General features: G+C 57.5%; 16 protein-coding genes. 12 read left to right on the top strand and 4 right to left on the bottom strand.

All coding sequences use genetic code 11. From position 1 onward, the window contains the following. The first annotated feature begins 102 nt into the window (after positions 1-102). Together DESPR_RS11030 and DESPR_RS11035 are read left to right on the top strand one after the other, a co-directional pair. The gene (locus DESPR_RS11030; RefSeq protein WP_015724893.1) at positions 103-615 is read left to right on the top strand and encodes a cyclic nucleotide-binding domain-containing protein; all 513 of its coding nucleotides are present in this window, start codon (positions 103-105) and stop codon (positions 613-615) included. Further along, on the top strand, positions 605-1,690 hold the full coding sequence (locus tag DESPR_RS11035; RefSeq protein WP_015724894.1) for a sigma-54 interaction domain-containing protein: 1,086 nt from the start codon (positions 605-607) through the stop codon (positions 1,688-1,690). The genes DESPR_RS11030 and DESPR_RS11035 overlap by 11 nt, the downstream gene beginning before the upstream one ends. Before the next feature lie 6 nt (positions 1,691-1,696). Here DESPR_RS11035 and DESPR_RS11040 read toward each other — a convergent pair whose 3' ends face one another. The 4 genes from DESPR_RS11040 to DESPR_RS11055 form a co-directional block, all read right to left on the bottom strand. Further along, positions 1,697-3,544 (bottom strand): transcriptional regulator, encoded by a 1,848-nt coding sequence (locus DESPR_RS11040; protein WP_015724895.1) that lies wholly within the window; start codon positions 3,542-3,544, stop codon positions 1,697-1,699. 142 nt (positions 3,545-3,686) lie between these two features. Beyond that, positions 3,687-4,145: a chemotaxis protein CheX gene (locus DESPR_RS11045; RefSeq protein WP_169701594.1), complete on the bottom strand. Its 459-nt coding sequence runs from the start codon at positions 4,143-4,145 to the stop codon at positions 3,687-3,689. 51 nt (positions 4,146-4,196) lie between these two features. Continuing rightward, complete coding sequence (locus tag DESPR_RS11050) at positions 4,197-4,664, bottom strand: chemotaxis protein CheX (RefSeq protein ID WP_015724897.1); 468 nt, start codon at positions 4,662-4,664, stop codon at positions 4,197-4,199. A gap of 86 nt (positions 4,665-4,750) precedes the next feature. Beyond that, a complete protein-coding gene (locus DESPR_RS11055; protein ID WP_015724898.1) occupies positions 4,751-5,122 on the bottom strand; it encodes a response regulator in 372 nt (123 codons plus the stop codon). 556 nt (positions 5,123-5,678) lie between these two features. Here DESPR_RS11055 and DESPR_RS11060 point away from each other — a divergent pair. The 10 genes from DESPR_RS11060 to DESPR_RS17355 all read left to right on the top strand — a co-directional run bounded on the left by DESPR_RS11060 (position 5,679) and on the right by DESPR_RS17355 (position 15,431). Next, positions 5,679-8,108, top strand: a complete 2,430-nt coding sequence (locus tag DESPR_RS11060; protein ID WP_015724899.1) for a tetratricopeptide repeat protein — start codon at positions 5,679-5,681, stop codon at positions 8,106-8,108. A 60-nt stretch (positions 8,109-8,168) separates the two neighbouring features. After that, positions 8,169-8,582, top strand: a complete 414-nt coding sequence (gene flgB, locus DESPR_RS11065) for a flagellar basal body rod protein FlgB (RefSeq protein ID WP_015724900.1) — start codon at positions 8,169-8,171, stop codon at positions 8,580-8,582. Positions 8,583-8,621: 39 nt separating this feature from the next. Then, positions 8,622-9,059, top strand: a complete 438-nt coding sequence (flgC, locus tag DESPR_RS11070; protein ID WP_015724901.1) for a flagellar basal body rod protein FlgC — start codon at positions 8,622-8,624, stop codon at positions 9,057-9,059. Positions 9,060-9,062: 3 nt separating this feature from the next. After that, complete coding sequence (gene fliE, locus DESPR_RS11075) at positions 9,063-9,356, top strand: flagellar hook-basal body complex protein FliE (protein WP_015724902.1); 294 nt, start codon at positions 9,063-9,065, stop codon at positions 9,354-9,356. Positions 9,357-9,427: 71 nt separating this feature from the next. Beyond that, positions 9,428-11,080 (top strand): flagellar basal-body MS-ring/collar protein FliF, encoded by a 1,653-nt coding sequence (gene fliF / locus DESPR_RS11080; protein ID WP_015724903.1) that lies wholly within the window; start codon positions 9,428-9,430, stop codon positions 11,078-11,080. Positions 11,081-11,143: 63 nt separating this feature from the next. After that, complete coding sequence (fliG, locus tag DESPR_RS11085; RefSeq protein ID WP_015724904.1) at positions 11,144-12,157, top strand: flagellar motor switch protein FliG; 1,014 nt, start codon at positions 11,144-11,146, stop codon at positions 12,155-12,157. Positions 12,158-12,296: 139 nt separating this feature from the next. After that, positions 12,297-12,956 (top strand): FliH/SctL family protein, encoded by a 660-nt coding sequence (locus tag DESPR_RS11090; RefSeq protein ID WP_015724905.1) that lies wholly within the window; start codon positions 12,297-12,299, stop codon positions 12,954-12,956. A gap of 96 nt (positions 12,957-13,052) precedes the next feature. Then, on the top strand, positions 13,053-14,432 hold the full coding sequence (locus tag DESPR_RS11095; RefSeq protein ID WP_015724906.1) for a FliI/YscN family ATPase: 1,380 nt from the start codon (positions 13,053-13,055) through the stop codon (positions 14,430-14,432). Then, a complete protein-coding gene (gene fliJ / locus DESPR_RS11100) occupies positions 14,432-14,872 on the top strand; it encodes a flagellar export protein FliJ (RefSeq protein ID WP_015724907.1) in 441 nt (146 codons plus the stop codon). The genes DESPR_RS11095 and fliJ overlap by 1 nt, the downstream gene beginning before the upstream one ends. Continuing rightward, positions 14,853-15,431, top strand: coding sequence for a MotE family protein (locus tag DESPR_RS17355; protein WP_015724908.1), 579 nt, complete (start codon positions 14,853-14,855; stop codon positions 15,429-15,431). The genes fliJ and DESPR_RS17355 overlap by 20 nt, the downstream gene beginning before the upstream one ends. Positions 15,432-15,701: the final 270 nt, after the last annotated feature.

A 15,701-nucleotide genomic window follows, 5' to 3' on the forward strand; every position in this document is an offset into this window, starting at 1 on the left:
TCCCAGATTCACCTGTGGTAGTCTTTTTGACAATGGCCCGGAATTGACGGCACAACCCGAGACTCTTCGCCAGCCACTCCAGCAAACCGTATCTGAATCGGAATGAAAGAGACTGTCGCCCCCGAACAGCCCTTGACGGAAAATGAAGAAAAGACAAGGGATTTGATGCTGACCTTGCCCTTGTTTGATGCCTTTAAATCCGACGAGCTCGACATTCTTGCCCGCCACATGAATTTTGCGGAAATCATGCGCGGCGAACACCTGTTTATTGAAGGTGACAAAGGGGATTTCATGTGCTTCGTCGTTCGGGGGCTGCTTGATGTCCTCAAAAAATCGAACATAGGTGATTACCGCGTGATTGCCCGCCTCGGCAAGGGCAACACCATCGGCGAAATGTCGATCATCGACAAATCCCCCCGTTCGGCCACGGTGATTGCCCGGCAGCCTTCGGTTGTCATAATCTTGACCAAAAAGGGTTTCGACATTCTCACCGAACTCTACCCCGCCTTGGGTGTGACCCTTTTAAAAAAGATCATGCGCTTGCTGAGCCTCAACATGCGCCTCACCACCATCAAGCTGGCAGAAAACTTCCCGACGCAAGCGTATGACAGCTGATGGATTTTACGGCATAATTGGGCGAAGCGAATCCATGCGGCGGCTGTTCAGGCTGATCGGCAAACTCGCCGAAGATGACCTGAGCACCGTGCTGATCCAGGGAGAATCGGGAACCGGCAAGGAACTGGTGGCCAAGGCAATCCATGCCCACAGTCCACGGGCATCCCATCACTTTGTGCCGGTCAACTGCGCCGCCATCCCCGATGACCTGCTGGAGAGCGAGTTGTTCGGCTATACCAAAGGGGCCTTTACCGGTGCCGCCGGCCCCAAGATCGGGCGGATTGAATACGCCAACAACGGTTCCCTGTTCCTTGACGAAATCGGTGACATGAAGCCTGCGTTGCAGGCAAAACTGCTCCGCGTCCTCCAGGAACGCGAATTTGAACCGGTGGGCGGGCTGAAACCCATCCCGGTGGACGTTCGAATCATCGCCGCCACCCACTGCAATCTCGAACAGATGGTGACCGAAGGCCGATTTCGCGAAGATCTCTTCTACCGTCTCAGCGTCATCCCGGTTTCCATTCCTCCGTTGCGTGAACGGACGGACGACATCCCCCTGTTGATTGAGCATTTCATCAACAGCATCGGCAAAAACAAAAAGAAACCTCTTCTGGGCTTTGATTCGGTCGCCATGCAGGCCCTGTCGCAAGTTCCCTGGCGGGGCAACGTCAGGGAGCTGGAGAATTTGGTCCAGCACATGACCATCTTGCACGGCGGTTCCCGAGTCGGCTATCATGACCTGCCGGAAAAATATCGCGTCGGCCCGCCGCCCATCCCGCTTTCTCCGGAAAAAGAACCGCTGCGGGAAGCAGACACCGTCAGCCGCTCGGAACAGGCCCTACTGTGTTCCTCCACCACGTCGATTCCCCGTGAATCCTGGCCGGAAAAAGGGGTCGATTTCAATGCTCTGGTGAACGATTTCGAAACCCAGCTGATCGTCCAGGCCCTCAAGCTGACGCAGGGCAATAAAAAAGAGGCGGCGCGCCTACTTAACTTGAAAAGGACCACTTTGCTGGAAAAAATCAAAAAGAAAGAACTGGCTGGAACCTGGCTGGAGGAAGAAGAGGATGAATGAGGCGGCCTAGGCCGCTTTTTTTACCAGATTGTTTTCGATTTTCTCCCGAATATCGCCGGGCGATGAAGGAGTAATCAAGATATCGCACGCCCCATATTTAACCGCTTTCAACACCAGCGTTCGTGTCCAGGCCGGACCCGCGGCCACCAGCGGCACCGGCAAGCCGGCGCTGCTTATTTTGATGGCCATGCCAAATCCCTGCTCGCTGACCTCCTGCATCACCAAAAATATCATTTGAATACGAGAGGTCAGCATCGTATTGACCGGATCCTTGAAATGGAGGATGCGGCACGCGTATCCGGCCACTTCCAAGGCATTGGCAATGCGGCCGGCCTCGGGGTCATCGTCGGTGAAGATGAGAACATCGACACTTTCCGCTGTTTTTTCCCGAAGCGGAGCCGGTCCCGAAGGAGCGGCAGGGGCTTTTCCGGACGGAGCGGTTGCTGTTGCCGTGGTTGCGGTTTCACCGCCGGAAGGCGCTTCTTCCTCTCCGTGGGCCAGCAATCCTTCCAATTCCAGGACGCGGGCTGGGACAAGAAGCTGTAGCCGCCCCAAGTCGCGCTCATTATAGCGCATCTCGCCAAGGGAAAGGTAATAGGCCTGATTGGCAAAGACCTCATCCGCTTCGGGATCGATCTTGGCCGGCGACACCGGCTCAACGGCTGTTTTGACAAACCCCAACTTGAGGCGGGACTGCTCCTCAAACACAGAGGTGAAAACGCCGGCTACGATATTGGTCACCTCACCGTAGGCGTCGCGGGCATCCTCGCTGAAATCCTCGTTGCGGACCGTTTCCTCCAGTTCGCTCTCTGGCAGCATGATCAGGCAACCGCCCAAATACACCGCTGTTTTAAGATCGACAAACAGATAAGCCTCTCCTTGCCCGCCGCCGCGCAGTTCCATCCGGGTCATGATCTGCTTGCCACCGGCCTGCTCGATGAACCCTTCCTTGGTCACAGCCAGATTCTCTGTCGGTGTTACCTCCAAAACACCGCCAAGCAAGGCGCTGACCTCACTGCCCATCTTGGTCATGCAGCTTTTGAGCAAACCATCGATGAGCTTCTTCTGTTTGCCTATATCGCGCTTGGGCTGACTCGGCGCGGCGTGCTCCCCTGCCGCCGCAGCCCTGTTCTCGGGCCGGTCGTCAGCACCAGCCTCAGCAGCGGCCGAGTCCGCCGCTTGGCGCTCAGGCGCCTCACCCGTTTCCGCCTGGACGCCAGTGACGGCCTGTTCAGCGATTTTTTCTTCCGCCGATTGTGGCGACAAGTGCTCCTTCGGCGCTTCAGCCACCAGCCCAAACGGTCCCGCAGGGAGGGCAAGATGCACGTTGCCCAGCTCATGGCTTCCGAGCTGCATGGGCGCGGTCATGAGATAATAGGGCACATCGACAATCGGTTGGTCGGATTCGACCTCCACCTTGAGCGGAACGACGACCTCCTGCTCTGTCCTGATCAGACGGACACTTTTGGGATACATCTCCTCAAAGGTGACCGTGGCGGCGCCGCAGATTATATTGGCGACCTCGCCGTAGGAATCCTGCAACTCTTCGGAGTATTGCTGCTCGGCAAGAACGCTGGCTAATTCCGATTCAGGCAGCATGATCAGCGTGCCGCCGATATAGATGGCATCCTTGACACTCACCAGCAGACAACCGCTTCCCTGAACATCTCCTTCCAGACGAACGCGGGCAAGCGCCTGCTTGCCGTCGACATCAGCAAACAATTCCTCCTTGCTGGTCACTCGGAACTCTGCTTCGCCGATCTTGAACGGCTTGCCGATCAAGGCGGCAACCTCATCCTGAATCCGATCACGGCAGGCAAGCAGAATTTTGTTGAAGCGTTCTCTAGATTTCATCGTCAAAACAAAAAGATTGAAAAACAGTAACCTTTTCCGGCATCACACGACGCGATGATCGGTTTGGGCCAAACGGAAAACAGGTTCAAACAGGTCTTTGTTTCTTTCGGCGGCTGACACGGCAAAGTTTACCGGAACCGCCTCAGGCCAGGACAAATCGAAGTTCAACACCAAACCGACCGATTGGGCTGGAGAAAGGAATCATTATCCTGGTTGCGCCGGTGAGACCGGTGGTTCGAATCGATTTCCCGATAACCGTGGTGGGGATGGCCAATTCGATTTTTCTGTCGTTGGCCGCCAGAGCCACCTTCAGTCCACCGGCAACCATGTTGGCGATCTCGCCGATGGCGTCTTTCACATCCTCGCCCAGTTCGGTCACCTCCATGCCAAGCATGGAGGTGGTGATGCCCAACGCCACGTGCTCTGGACAATGAATGGCAAGAATCCCCTTCAGGTCGCCGGCCAGGCCGATCAGACTGGACAGATTGGGGTCAAGAACCGAAACCGGCGCGTCCGTTGACGCTTCCGGTTCGATATCAATGAAAATCATGGAGGCAAAGACCTCCAGTGTCGCATCGATGAGGTATTTCTCTAGCTCCAAGAAAAAACGCTCCATTGGGAAAAGGTTATGATCCGGACACGATGGAACGCATCAGCGCTCCAACTCAACCTCCACGTAAAATGCTCCGGAGGGGGCCTGGAAAGGAAGGATGACCTGGTCCACCTCCGCCTGAGAGGTAAAGGCATACTCATCGCCGGAGATGGTTGAAGGCAAGGAGAGTTGTATATCCTTTCCCCGGTCGGAAAGAATCGTCTTCAGATTGCCGCCGAGCATGTTGGCGATTTCACCAATGGCATCCTGCACATCTTCATTGATTTCGGAAACTTCCATACCTAGAAAACTGCTGGTGACATCCAACGCCACCTGTTGGGGAAAATGGACCGCCAAAACCCCCTTATGGGTTCCGGCAAGTCCGACCATGCCGGTGATTGATTTTTTCAACTGCCCCAGTTTTTCCAACGGTTCACCCGCCACCGCAATTTCCATCATCACCATGCCGGTGAAGATTTCTATGGTCGACTCGATGATCTTGTCGTTAATCTCGGTAAAACTGTTCACACTGTTCTCCCTCCAGAAGGTTCCGGATCATCGCGGGGGACCATCCGGAAAAAATTAATGTCAGAGCAAACATTGCGCCCCTGTGACTACATCAGCGGGCCCAGGACCTCGTTGACCTTGTCCGGCGTAAAGGGTTTTTTCAAGGCGCCAACCGCTCCGAGACTCTTGGCCTCGCCGATGATGTCTTCTCCGGTTTCAGTGGAAATCATGAAGACAGGAATATCTTTCATGCCGGGGCGATTCGCTTTTTCCCTGAGAAATTCAATGCCGTTCATATTGGGCATGTTGATGTCGCTGAGAACGATATCAATGGACTCCTTCTCCAGCACGGCCAGGGCTTCCTGCCCGTCACCCGCTTCATAAATCTCGCCGAAATCAAGCCCTGCCTGCCGCAGTGAACGGCTGATAATCTTGCGCATGGTGCTGGAATCATCGACAAGCAGTACGTTCTTTGCCATTCTTACCTCCTCTGTTTTTCCTAAGAAATTAATTCAACCCCTTGCGAGTCCCCGTATTGGCAACTTTTGGGGAACCCGGGAAAGTGTTTCGTCTGGGCTATTCTATCAACATGAAAACCGGGAAAGCAAATTTTTCTTTGCAAAAAGCCGTTTCTCTCCAAGGGGTTCAAGGTGCACGCGGCAGCACGTCGTCTGCTTGACCACGCAGACGCTCTTGCAAGTTTGCGGCCATCCATCTGCCTGTCTCGATCCAGGAGGGCGGTTTCCGGCAACATGTCCGGCAGCGCGTGTCCCCCTTCTTCATATGGCTACACCAATCGACCGGTTCGGGGAACCACTCCATCCGGCGCCGAGCAAACTGGCCGCCAAAAAAATGACTCCCCGGACCGCCTTGCGCACCCAACCACACCTCGACATGGACCTGTCGCCGGTAGCCTGTTCCCAATCAGTCGCTGTCGGTGAGGATGGAATACATATTGCTTGAGAACGAACAACATGTATTCCTCCTTTTCCAGATGACAGCTCCCGGTTCGATTTTGTTGCCCGACCCATTGCCATGACAATCCGATCGCTCATCCTCTTCCTCCTGCTGCTGGCGGTCAATCCGTTTACCGAGGCCAGCGTCTGGGCCGCCTCGGTCCTCAAGGCCATCAACCGAAGCGATGAATCAACCTATTGGCAACTCTACCTCCATTTTGATCAGTTGCCGGGATTCCAATTGTCCACCAATGGTCGACGAGTCGATGTGGAATTGCTCGACACCACCCCTGACCCGTTCCTGCCCTCCCTTGCCGTTGACGACAAGATGATCAAGGCGACAAGCAACACGCTGAAAACAAAGACCATCCTCTCCCTGTACTTCCGTTACCCCCCACAAAAGGTGACCGCTGAAAGCAACAAAGAAACAGCGATGCTCCTGCTCGATGTTCTTCTGGGCAACCAGCTTTCGGCCTCTTACCCTGAACTCAGCACCAAACTTCAAGGAGTCAGCGTGGTGAAGCGAGCCGGTGGCGATGCACTCAATCCGGTCAACATTTCCCCCTATGCGAACAACTGGCCGTCCTTTTTTACCGACTACGAAGCACCACTCTCCATCAAACCGCCTCCCGCGTTCCATCTTCCTCCTTTCCCCCTGGCTTCGGCCCTTGCGCCCGATGGCCCGTTGACAGCGTGGCTCCCGGAAGAGATTCAAACCCTGGCCAGCAACGGCAAATGGAACCAGGTGAGCCAACTGCTGCGCGAGCAGGTGGCCCTACAGCCCGATGAACGGCTCAAGGAGCGGCTGGTGCTGACTTATGCCGAAGCCCTGGTTAGGGCCGAGGTGTATCGGGAACCCTACTTTCTGCTGCAGCGCATCATGATTCAGTACCCCGATTCGCTGTTGGCCGATTTGGCGCATGTTCTTCTCATCTATCAACAGGCCACGCGCGGTGATCAGATCAACGCCTACTATGAGCTCGACGGCCTGTTGAAGAAAATGGGGCAAAAAGCACCGTTCACCGACTCCCTTCCCCTCTTGCTGGCGGAACTGGCGCTGGTGGCCGGCCGAACCGTGGATGCGGAAAAACAACTGGCCGGGATGCACCCTGCTCAAGACACGCCGCTTTGGTTTCTCCGCTTGATGCGACAGGCTGACCTGCTCTATGTAACAAACGAAAAAGTCAAAGCCTTGACAGCCTATCTTAATCTGGCGGCTCGAACCCCGATGCTTGCCGCCGATCCCATGTCGCTGGCCTTTTTCAGCGACTGCCTCTATGCCGCCAAACGCTTCCCGGAAGCGGCAAAACGCTACATGCTCCTCGCCGATCTGCTCAACAATCGGCCGGATCAGGATATGGCCCTGTTTCGCGCGGCCATGGCTCATTTACGCACCCCGGCCACGGAAAAAAAGGCGCGGATCGATTTTCAACAGATTCAAGATGCCTTTGGCCAAAGCGAAGGAGGGGTACGCGCGCTGATCAAGCAGACGGATCTCGACTTTGCCGCCAAAAGAATCCCACCGCAGGAAGCGCTTTCCGTGTACGGTAAGTATGCCGCCGCAGGCGATGCAATCGCCCTTCGCGAGGAAGCCTTGTTCAAGCAGGCACTGGTGAACGCCCTGTCCGAGGAGCATGCGCCCAGCGTCTCCCAGTGCATGGAGCTGCTGCGCGGATTTCAATCCGGCAACCTGCGCACCGAGGCCACGGCCTTGCTCATTCAACAATTACCCAGCGTCATCCAGCAGCTGGTCAAGGAGGGCGAGTACATCAAAGCCCTGGTGCTGGCCAAGCAGAACAAAAAAATCTTTGCCCGCGGCTGGCTCGACCCCAATCTGCTGTTTGACCTGGCCCGCGCCTACGAACACCTCGACATGGCCGACCAGGCCGCCCAGACCTATCAATATCTCTTTGAAGTGACCGACGAGGGCCACAAGGAAAAAATCTACCTGCCCCTGCTCCAGTCCCTGTTCGCCGCCGGCGGCTATCTCCAGATCCAGGAGTATGCGGACCGCTATCACCTGCGCTATCCCAATGGGCCGAACAGGGCCCCGGTCCTGCTCATCAAGGCCCGGGCCCTGTACGCGAGCGGTCAGGCCGACAAGGCGATCAAGGTGATGACTGCGGCCAACAGTCCGCGTCTGCCGGAGCTTGAGCTCCTCAAGGGGCGGATCTTCTTTGAATCCGGACAATGGCGAAAGGCGATCGAGACTCTCGAGCAACCCGATGTCCGGCGGATGCTCGCGCAACACTCGATGCTCCTTGCGTTGGCCGAGGCCTATTTCCAGGATGGCAAGGACGAACAGGCCGCGCCCCTCTTTCAGCAGCTCGCCAGCGGCGAAAACGGCGGCGAGCAGGCGCGGTACCGTTTGGCGCAAATTGAAGCGAAAAAAGAGAACAAACAGCAGGCGCTTAATCTCTTCAAGGAGTTGGCCGAAAAAGGAAAAGACCCTCTGTGGACCAAACTCGCCCGCGAGGCAGCGGCAATCCTGGACATGCAACAGCGCTGACACGGCAAACGAACCACGCCCCCACCCTTGGCGAGGGCCACAAACCAACGGAGACACATCATGTCGGGAATCCAACAGTTCGACCCCACCATGAAACTTTTGCACAAGGTGCTTGACCTGCGCGCCAAGAATCAGGAGGTGATCGGCTCCAACATCGCCAACGCGGAGACGCCGGGGTATTCGGCGCAGGCGTTTTCCTTTGAGGATCAGCTGAAAAGTGCCATGACCGGCCAGGGATTGCACCCCGTGGCCACTCGGCCCGACCATATTCCCCTGGCGCCCTCCAGCCTTGAGCAAGTGGCGGGAACCGTCAGCCGCAAGCGCGACACCACCGGGATCGGCGATGAAAACAGCGTCAGCGTCGACCAGGAGATGATCAAGCTCTCGCAAAACGAAATCCTATACGAAGCGGCCGCCGCCATGCTCAAGAAAAAATTGTCCCTGCTCAAATACGCCATCAATGGTGGCGCATGATTTGCATAACTACTGCAACACTAACGCATCGAGGTTCCCATGGATATTTTCACCACGTTTGACATCGCCGCCTCGGGACTAAAGGCGCAGACGATGAGGCTGAACACCATCAGCGCCAATCTCGCCAATTCGGAAACAACCTCCACCCCCGAGGGTGGACCGTACAAGAAGAAATCGGTGGTTTTTCAGACGGAAAACCTTCCCTTCAAGCAACACCTCAACAACTCCCTGCTTGCCCAGGGACAAGCCCAAGGGGTGAAGGTGGCCAAAATCATCGAGGATACCAGCGAACCGCAACGGGTTTATGACCCCACCCATCCGGACGCCAAGGAAGACGGCTATGTGGAGATGCCCAATGTCAATGTTCTCAAGGAAATGGTGGATATGATGTCGACGACCCGCTCGTATGAAGCCAACACCACCACCATCAAGTCGGCCAAGCGCATGGCGATGCGGGCCCTCGACATAGGGAGCTGATAAATGGAACCGATTCAAGCTGTCACGCCGTCACTGACCCCGGCCCTGCCGGCGCGTTCCGCGGTCGCGCAAGCAGAAACCTCTTTTGGCGACATGCTGAAAACCATGGTGGCCCAAACCAACGAGCAGCAGCAAAACGCTGACCAGGCCCTGCAACAGGTCCATGCCGGCGGAGAAAAAAACCTGCACGAGGCAATGATCGCCCTGGAAAAGGCCGATGTTTCCCTCAGATACATGGTGCAGGTTCGTAACAAGGCGATCAGCGCCTATCAGGAAATCATGCAGATGCAGGTGTAACCCCGCAGCCCCCGGCATCAGCACATCAACAGCCAATGATCATTGAGCACTAACCAGGAGCAGGGAGCATCATGGCGGAACAAACGGACGCTGCCCCCCAGCAAACACAGAGTGGATGGAAGACGCTGGTCGAAACAGTCAAAGCCTGGCCGATGCCGCGCAAAATCGCCTTGGCCGCAGTCACGGCCATCACCCTTGGCCTCTTTGCCTTCATCATCGTCCAGGCGCGCACCGCCGATTATCAACTCCTGTACGGCAATCTCGCCGAATCCGATGCCTCATCCGTGGTCGAATGGCTGAAAGGGCAGAACATTCCCTACAAGCTGGCCAACAATGGCCACAATATCCTGATTCCGGCAAAGGATGTGTATGAAACACGGTTGAGCCTGGCCTCGTTGGGTCTGCCGCAGGGCGGGGGCGTTGGGTTTGAGATTTTTGACAAGCAATCCTTCGCCCTGACGGATTTCGTCCAGAAGGTCAACTATTCCCGTGCGCTTCAAGGAGAATTGGCCCGCACCATCGCCTCGCTCGGTCCAGTGGAAACGGCTCGGGTCCATCTGGCCCTACCGGAAAAACGGCTGTTCAAGGACCAGCAGAAACCGGCCACCGCCTCGGTGATTATCAAGCTTGCCCCAGGCAAGCGGCTGAGCGAGGCGCAGATCGAAGGGGTTGTCCACCTGGTTTCCAGCTCCATCGAGGGGCTTGACCCCGGACAGGTGACGGTGATCGATCAAAACGGCAACGTTCTTTCCAGGATCGGCGAGAAAGGACTGTCCGGCAACCTTTCCCCCGACATGCTGGAGTTTCAGATGCAGGTGGAACAGCGGTTGGAGGACCGGGCGCAAGCCCTGCTCGACAAATCTCTTGGGGCCAAGAATGCCATGGTCCGGGTGAGCGCCACCTTGGATTTTGCCCAGACCGAAAAGACCGAAGAGACTTTTGATCCGGAAGAACCGGTCATCCGCAGCGAACAGCTGAGCGAGGAAAAATCCGGTTCGGAGATCACCGGCGGGGTGCCGGGCGTGCAGTCGAACCTGGAAGGCAACACGGCCCAGACGGCCGGGGCCACGCCGCCTTCCAGCCGGTCACAGCGGACCACTAATTACGAGATCAGCAAGGTTGTCTCCAAGACCACCCAGCCGGTGGGCACGATCAGCAAGCTGTCGGTTTCCGTTCTGGTGGCCGACAAGGTGGTGCCCGGCAAGGACAAGGAACCGGCAAAGACCGAGCCGAGGTCGGAGACCGAACTCAAGACCCTGCAAACCATGGTGGCCTCCGCCCTGGGGATTGACACGGCCCGCGGCGACAAGATTGAGGTGACGTCCATGCCGTTCCTTGAATCCGCGGAAGATGGTGGACAAGAAGGTATGGCCGCCAACCTCCTGTATCAGTACCTGCCGTTTATCCGGTATGGCCTGCTGATTCTCGGAGCGGTGCTCATCTACCTGTTCATGATCCGGCCGCTCATGAAAACCTTGCATCGCGACGTCACGGAGCACTATAAAACCGTGGAGGAAATGGAAGCCGAGCAGGTTCAGGCGGCCGCGGCTCGAGAACCTGGAGCCGGTCCTGCGGGGGCGGGTGCCCTGGTCGGTGGCGCCGCCTACCGGGAGGCGATGGAATCCGCCCCCCTGGATCCCTTGGAGAAAATTCGGAAAGGAGTGGAGCAGGATCCGGTATTCAGCGCCCATGTGCTGAAGGGCTGGATTCATGAACAGAGTTGACCGCTCCTCTGTATGCGGGCAAACACCAATACCCCCTGATCACTGTGAACGACAACGGCATCCATGGCTGCGGCTGAAAAACTGACAGGATTGAAACGGGCAGCGATCCTCCTGATCTGTCTGGGCGAGGAGACGGCAACAAAACTGCTGCGTGAGCTGACCGACGAGGAGATCTTCAAGGTCACCCGGTGCATGGCGGAAATCGAGCATATTCCCGATGACCTCAAAACCCGGGTGCTCGAGGATTTTGAACTGGCCGCCGAAAGCCAGGCCGGTTTGGTGGTCAAGGGGCAGGAATTCGCCAAAAAACTGATTGCCGGCACCGGCAGCCGGGAACGGGAATCGAGCCTCATGCGCCAGTTCGTCACCGGCACCGAGGCCCGGCCGCTGGAAACCATCGCCAAGATGCAGCCGTCCATGGTCGCTGGTTTGCTAGAGCGGGAACATCCCCAGACCCTGGCCCTGGTCCTGTCCACGCAGGCCACCGAGCACGCCGGCGCCATCATTGCCAAACTGCCCGAAGAAAAACGGGCGGACGTCATTCACCGGATCGCCACCCTCGACGCGGTTTCGCCGGCGGTGATCGACCGGATCGAGGAGGCCCTGAGCAAGGAAATCGGTATCGTGGTCGGTGCGCAAGAACAACGCGAGGTCGGCGGCTTGAAAAAGGTGGTCGAGATTCTCGACAGCATGACCGACAACCTGGATTCGGAGATTCTCGAAAGCCTGGAGGAAGTCGATCCGGAAATGGTGGAAGACATTCGCAAGATGATGTTCACCTTCGAGGATCTCTGCGCCCTTGACGGCCGTTCCATCCAAATGATCCTGCGCGAGGTCAACAACGATTCCCTCACCATGGCCCTGAAGACCGCCTCCGATGAGATCAAGGCCAAGATTTTCGCCAACATGTCCTCCAGGGCCGCCGACATGATCAAGGATGACCTGGAGGCCATGGGGCCGGTGCGGCTGTCCGAGGTCGAGGCCATGCAGCAGACCATCGTCAAGATTGCCATGAAGCTGGAAGAAGAAGGAAAACTGGTACTGGGCAGAGGCAGCGGTGGCGATGAGTTCGTCTAAGGTGTTCAGGGCCGATCCCCATTTCACTCCTATCCCGCTGGTACGCCGGAGTATTGCCGTTCCTCCGCGGGAAGAACCGACGATCATGGTGTAGGAGGTCGCTGTTCCCGATCCCGAGCCGCTTGCCCAGGAGACAGCCATGCCGGTCGCCGAGGAGCCGATCCTCCCTGAGCCAGCGCCCGATCCTATCCCTGAACCTGTGCCCGAACCGGAACCACCGATCGACCTTGATGCCATTCGCCAGGAAGCCTACAATCAAGGGATGGCGGACCAATCCGCCCGATTGCAAGCGGAAATCGAGCATGCGGTTCTAGCTTTTGGCGAGGCTTGCCAAAAAATTGACCAGCAGCGCCAACGCCTGCTCGACCACAGCCGGGGCGACCTGATCAACCTGATCATCGGCCTGAGCAAGAAGATCGTTGGCCAGGAATTGGTCACGCAACGCAACATTATCGCCACCACCCTGCAGACGGCCCTGGAAGAGGCGATTGCCAGCGAGGAGTACTATGTCACCCTCCATCCGGACGATCTGGCCGTCGCCGAGGCCAAGGTTCCGGCCCTGATCGCCTCAATTCGCGGGCTGGAGCGGATCGTGTTCAAAACCGACAGCACGCTCACCCGTGGAGGATGTCTCCTGGAATCGGCCAACTGCACGGTGGATGCCACCATCGAGGGGCAGTTGGCGAGCATCGAGGAGTTGCTGCATGAGCGTCCCGAGCTGATCCCCTTGTCCACCGAGGACCAATTGTCTTCCCAGTCCCTGACTGCGGATGATGCGCAGGACGGCCATCACTCTTGATGGCCGCAACGGCCCAACCAACTGATCCAGGTGTCCGGGGCAATGTGCAGTTGCTGCCCAGAGCTCTTTTCCTTCCGTTTAGATGAATCGCTCGCCATGGCCAACGTATCCGATTTGCTCACCGCCTTTTCTCCCATCCGTGTCTACGGCCAGGTGCACCGTATCGTCGGCCTGGTGGTCGAGGGCACCTGCGCCCGTTCCTCCATCGGTTCCCTCTGTGAACTGTTTCCGCTCCAGGACGGCGAGGTCATTCCCGCCGAGATCGTCGGCTACAGCAATAACCGGGCCCTGTTGATGCCCTTGGGCGAGTTGCGCGGCCTGGGACCAGGCAGCCGCATTCGGGTCAAGAAGGAACAGGCCACCATCAGCGTCGGCGACGGCTTGCTCGGTCGGGTACTCGACGGCATGGCCCAGCCGCTCGATCAAGGGCCGCCCCTGTACCTGCCCCACGAAAAGGCGCTCTATTCCTTGCCGCCGGGGCCAATGCAGCGTGACGCCATCACCCAGCCACTCGATCTCGGCATCCGGGCGATCAACGGCCTGCTGACCTGCGGCATCGGCCAGCGCATGGGGATCATGGCCGGATCGGGGGTGGGCAAGAGCGTGCTGCTGGGTATGATGGCCAAGTACGCCAAGGCGGACATCAACGTCATCGCCCTGATCGGCGAGCGCGGCCGCGAAGTCAAGGAATTCATCGAACGCGATCTGGGCAAGGAAAGTCTTGCCCATTCGGTGATTGTCGCCGTCACCTCGGATCAGTCGCCGCTGTTGCGCATGCGTGGCGCCTTCGTCGCCACCGCCATTGCCGAGTATTTTTGTCAGCGGGGCAAGAACGTGCTGTTGATGATGGATTCGGTGACCCGCTTTGCCATGGCCATGCGCGAGATCGGCCTGTCCATCGGCGAACCGCCCACTACCAAGGGCTACACGCCGAGCGTGTTCGCCACTCTGCCCAAGCTGCTGGAACGGGCCGGAAATTTCCAGCACCAGGGTTCGATCACCGGCCTGTACACGGTGCTGGTGGACGGCGACGACTTGACCGAACCGGTGGCCGACTCGGTTCGTTCCATCCTCGATGGCCACATCGTGCTCTCCCGCAGCATTGCCGCCAAGAATCATTACCCGGCCATCGACGTGATGATGTCCACCAGCCGGGTCATGCGTGACATCACCACCTCCCGCCACCGGGAATTGGCCGGCAAGGCCCGCAGCGTCATGGCCATATACCGGGAATCCGAGGACCTGATCAACATCGGTGCCTATGCCACGGGCAGCAATAAGAAAATCGACTATGCCATCTCACGGATGGACGCCATCAATGCCTTCCTCACCCAAGGATTCGAGGAATCCTCAACCCTTGAGGAAACTATTGCCGCCATGGGCGAGCTGGTCAGCGACCGCCAGGGAAACGACCGCAGGCGAGCGGGGCGCAAGGGATTTGATCGACGAAAAACCGATATGTCGGCCGACGAGTGATGAAACCTTTCACCATGCATGCGGTCCTCAACTACCGGCGGCAGCTGGAGGATGCTGCGCAAAAACAGCTTTTTCGCGCCCTGGAAGTCGAGGCCCGGCTCCAGGAGGCTTTGGTGCGGGTAGAAGAGGAATTGGCCGCGCTCTATTATGGCTTGCAGCGGGAACAGAAACAGGGAACCACGGTCGACCGGCTGGTGCTGTTCAATCAGAGAATCGATCTGGTCAAGGCCCAGGTTGAACGGCGCAGAACCGAATTGCAGAAACAACAGGTCCAGGTCGCCAAAAAACGGCAGCATTTGATCAAGACCAGCAAGGACCGGAAAATCATCGAAAAACTCGAGGAACAGCAAAATGCCGCGTACAGACAATATATTGACAAAAAAGAAGCCGGCATGCTCGACGAGATTGCCGTGCTCTCCCATGAACGCAGGCGCCCCTAGCACCGACTGGCACCGCTGTGCGCGGACATGCCGCTTCTTGGCCGTGTCGTTCGCCGCTCAACTCCTTGTGGCCATTGGTTTGTTGCATCCAGCAGCCGGCCAGGAACAGGCCGCGACCGAGGCCCCTGCGAAAACGCAGCAGGATCAGCAGTATGGCTCGGTGGAAGAACGGCGGATCATGGAATCCCTGCAGGCCGGAGGCGCCTCCCCCTTTGCCCGCGAGCGCGACGAGCTGGACAACAAGAAAAAGGAACTAAAGAGATTGGAAAGCGAAGTCGATAAGAAAATCGAACAGCTCAACCAACTCCGGGTGCGAATCGAAAAGCTCCTCGAACAAAAGGATGCGGAAGAGCAGAAGCGGACCCTGGAACTCGCCAAGATGTACGAAAAAATGACTGCGGACAAGGCCGCCATGGTCCTTGGCACGGTCGATCAGGAACTCGCGATTTCCATTCTTGCCAAGATGAAGACCAAATCCGCCGCCAAAATCCTCAGCAACATGGAACGGGACAAGGCGGCCAAATTAACCACAGCCTTTTCAACCCTGGATACCCGGTAAAACCCTATGCACGCTCTTGCCCCTGTCCCTGTCGAACTGATGCCAACCGGTCAAGCGGCCGCATCGTCTCCCTCGACAGGACAGGAAGGCCTTTTCGCCTCCCACTTGAGAACAGCCAGCCAAAGCAAGGGGATGGTAACTGATCGACAAAGCGACAACACCGTGCAAGGAACTGAAATTCCTACCGCCGGTGAAACGGCAGGGAATGCCGCTGCCCCCCCCGTTGCTCTTGCCGACAACGGCGGACGGAGCGCTGTTGCCACGGATAAC

The organism is Desulfobulbus propionicus DSM 2032, from assembly GCF_000186885.1.
GTDB classification, from domain to species: Bacteria; Desulfobacterota; Desulfobulbia; order Desulfobulbales; family Desulfobulbaceae; genus Desulfobulbus; species Desulfobulbus propionicus.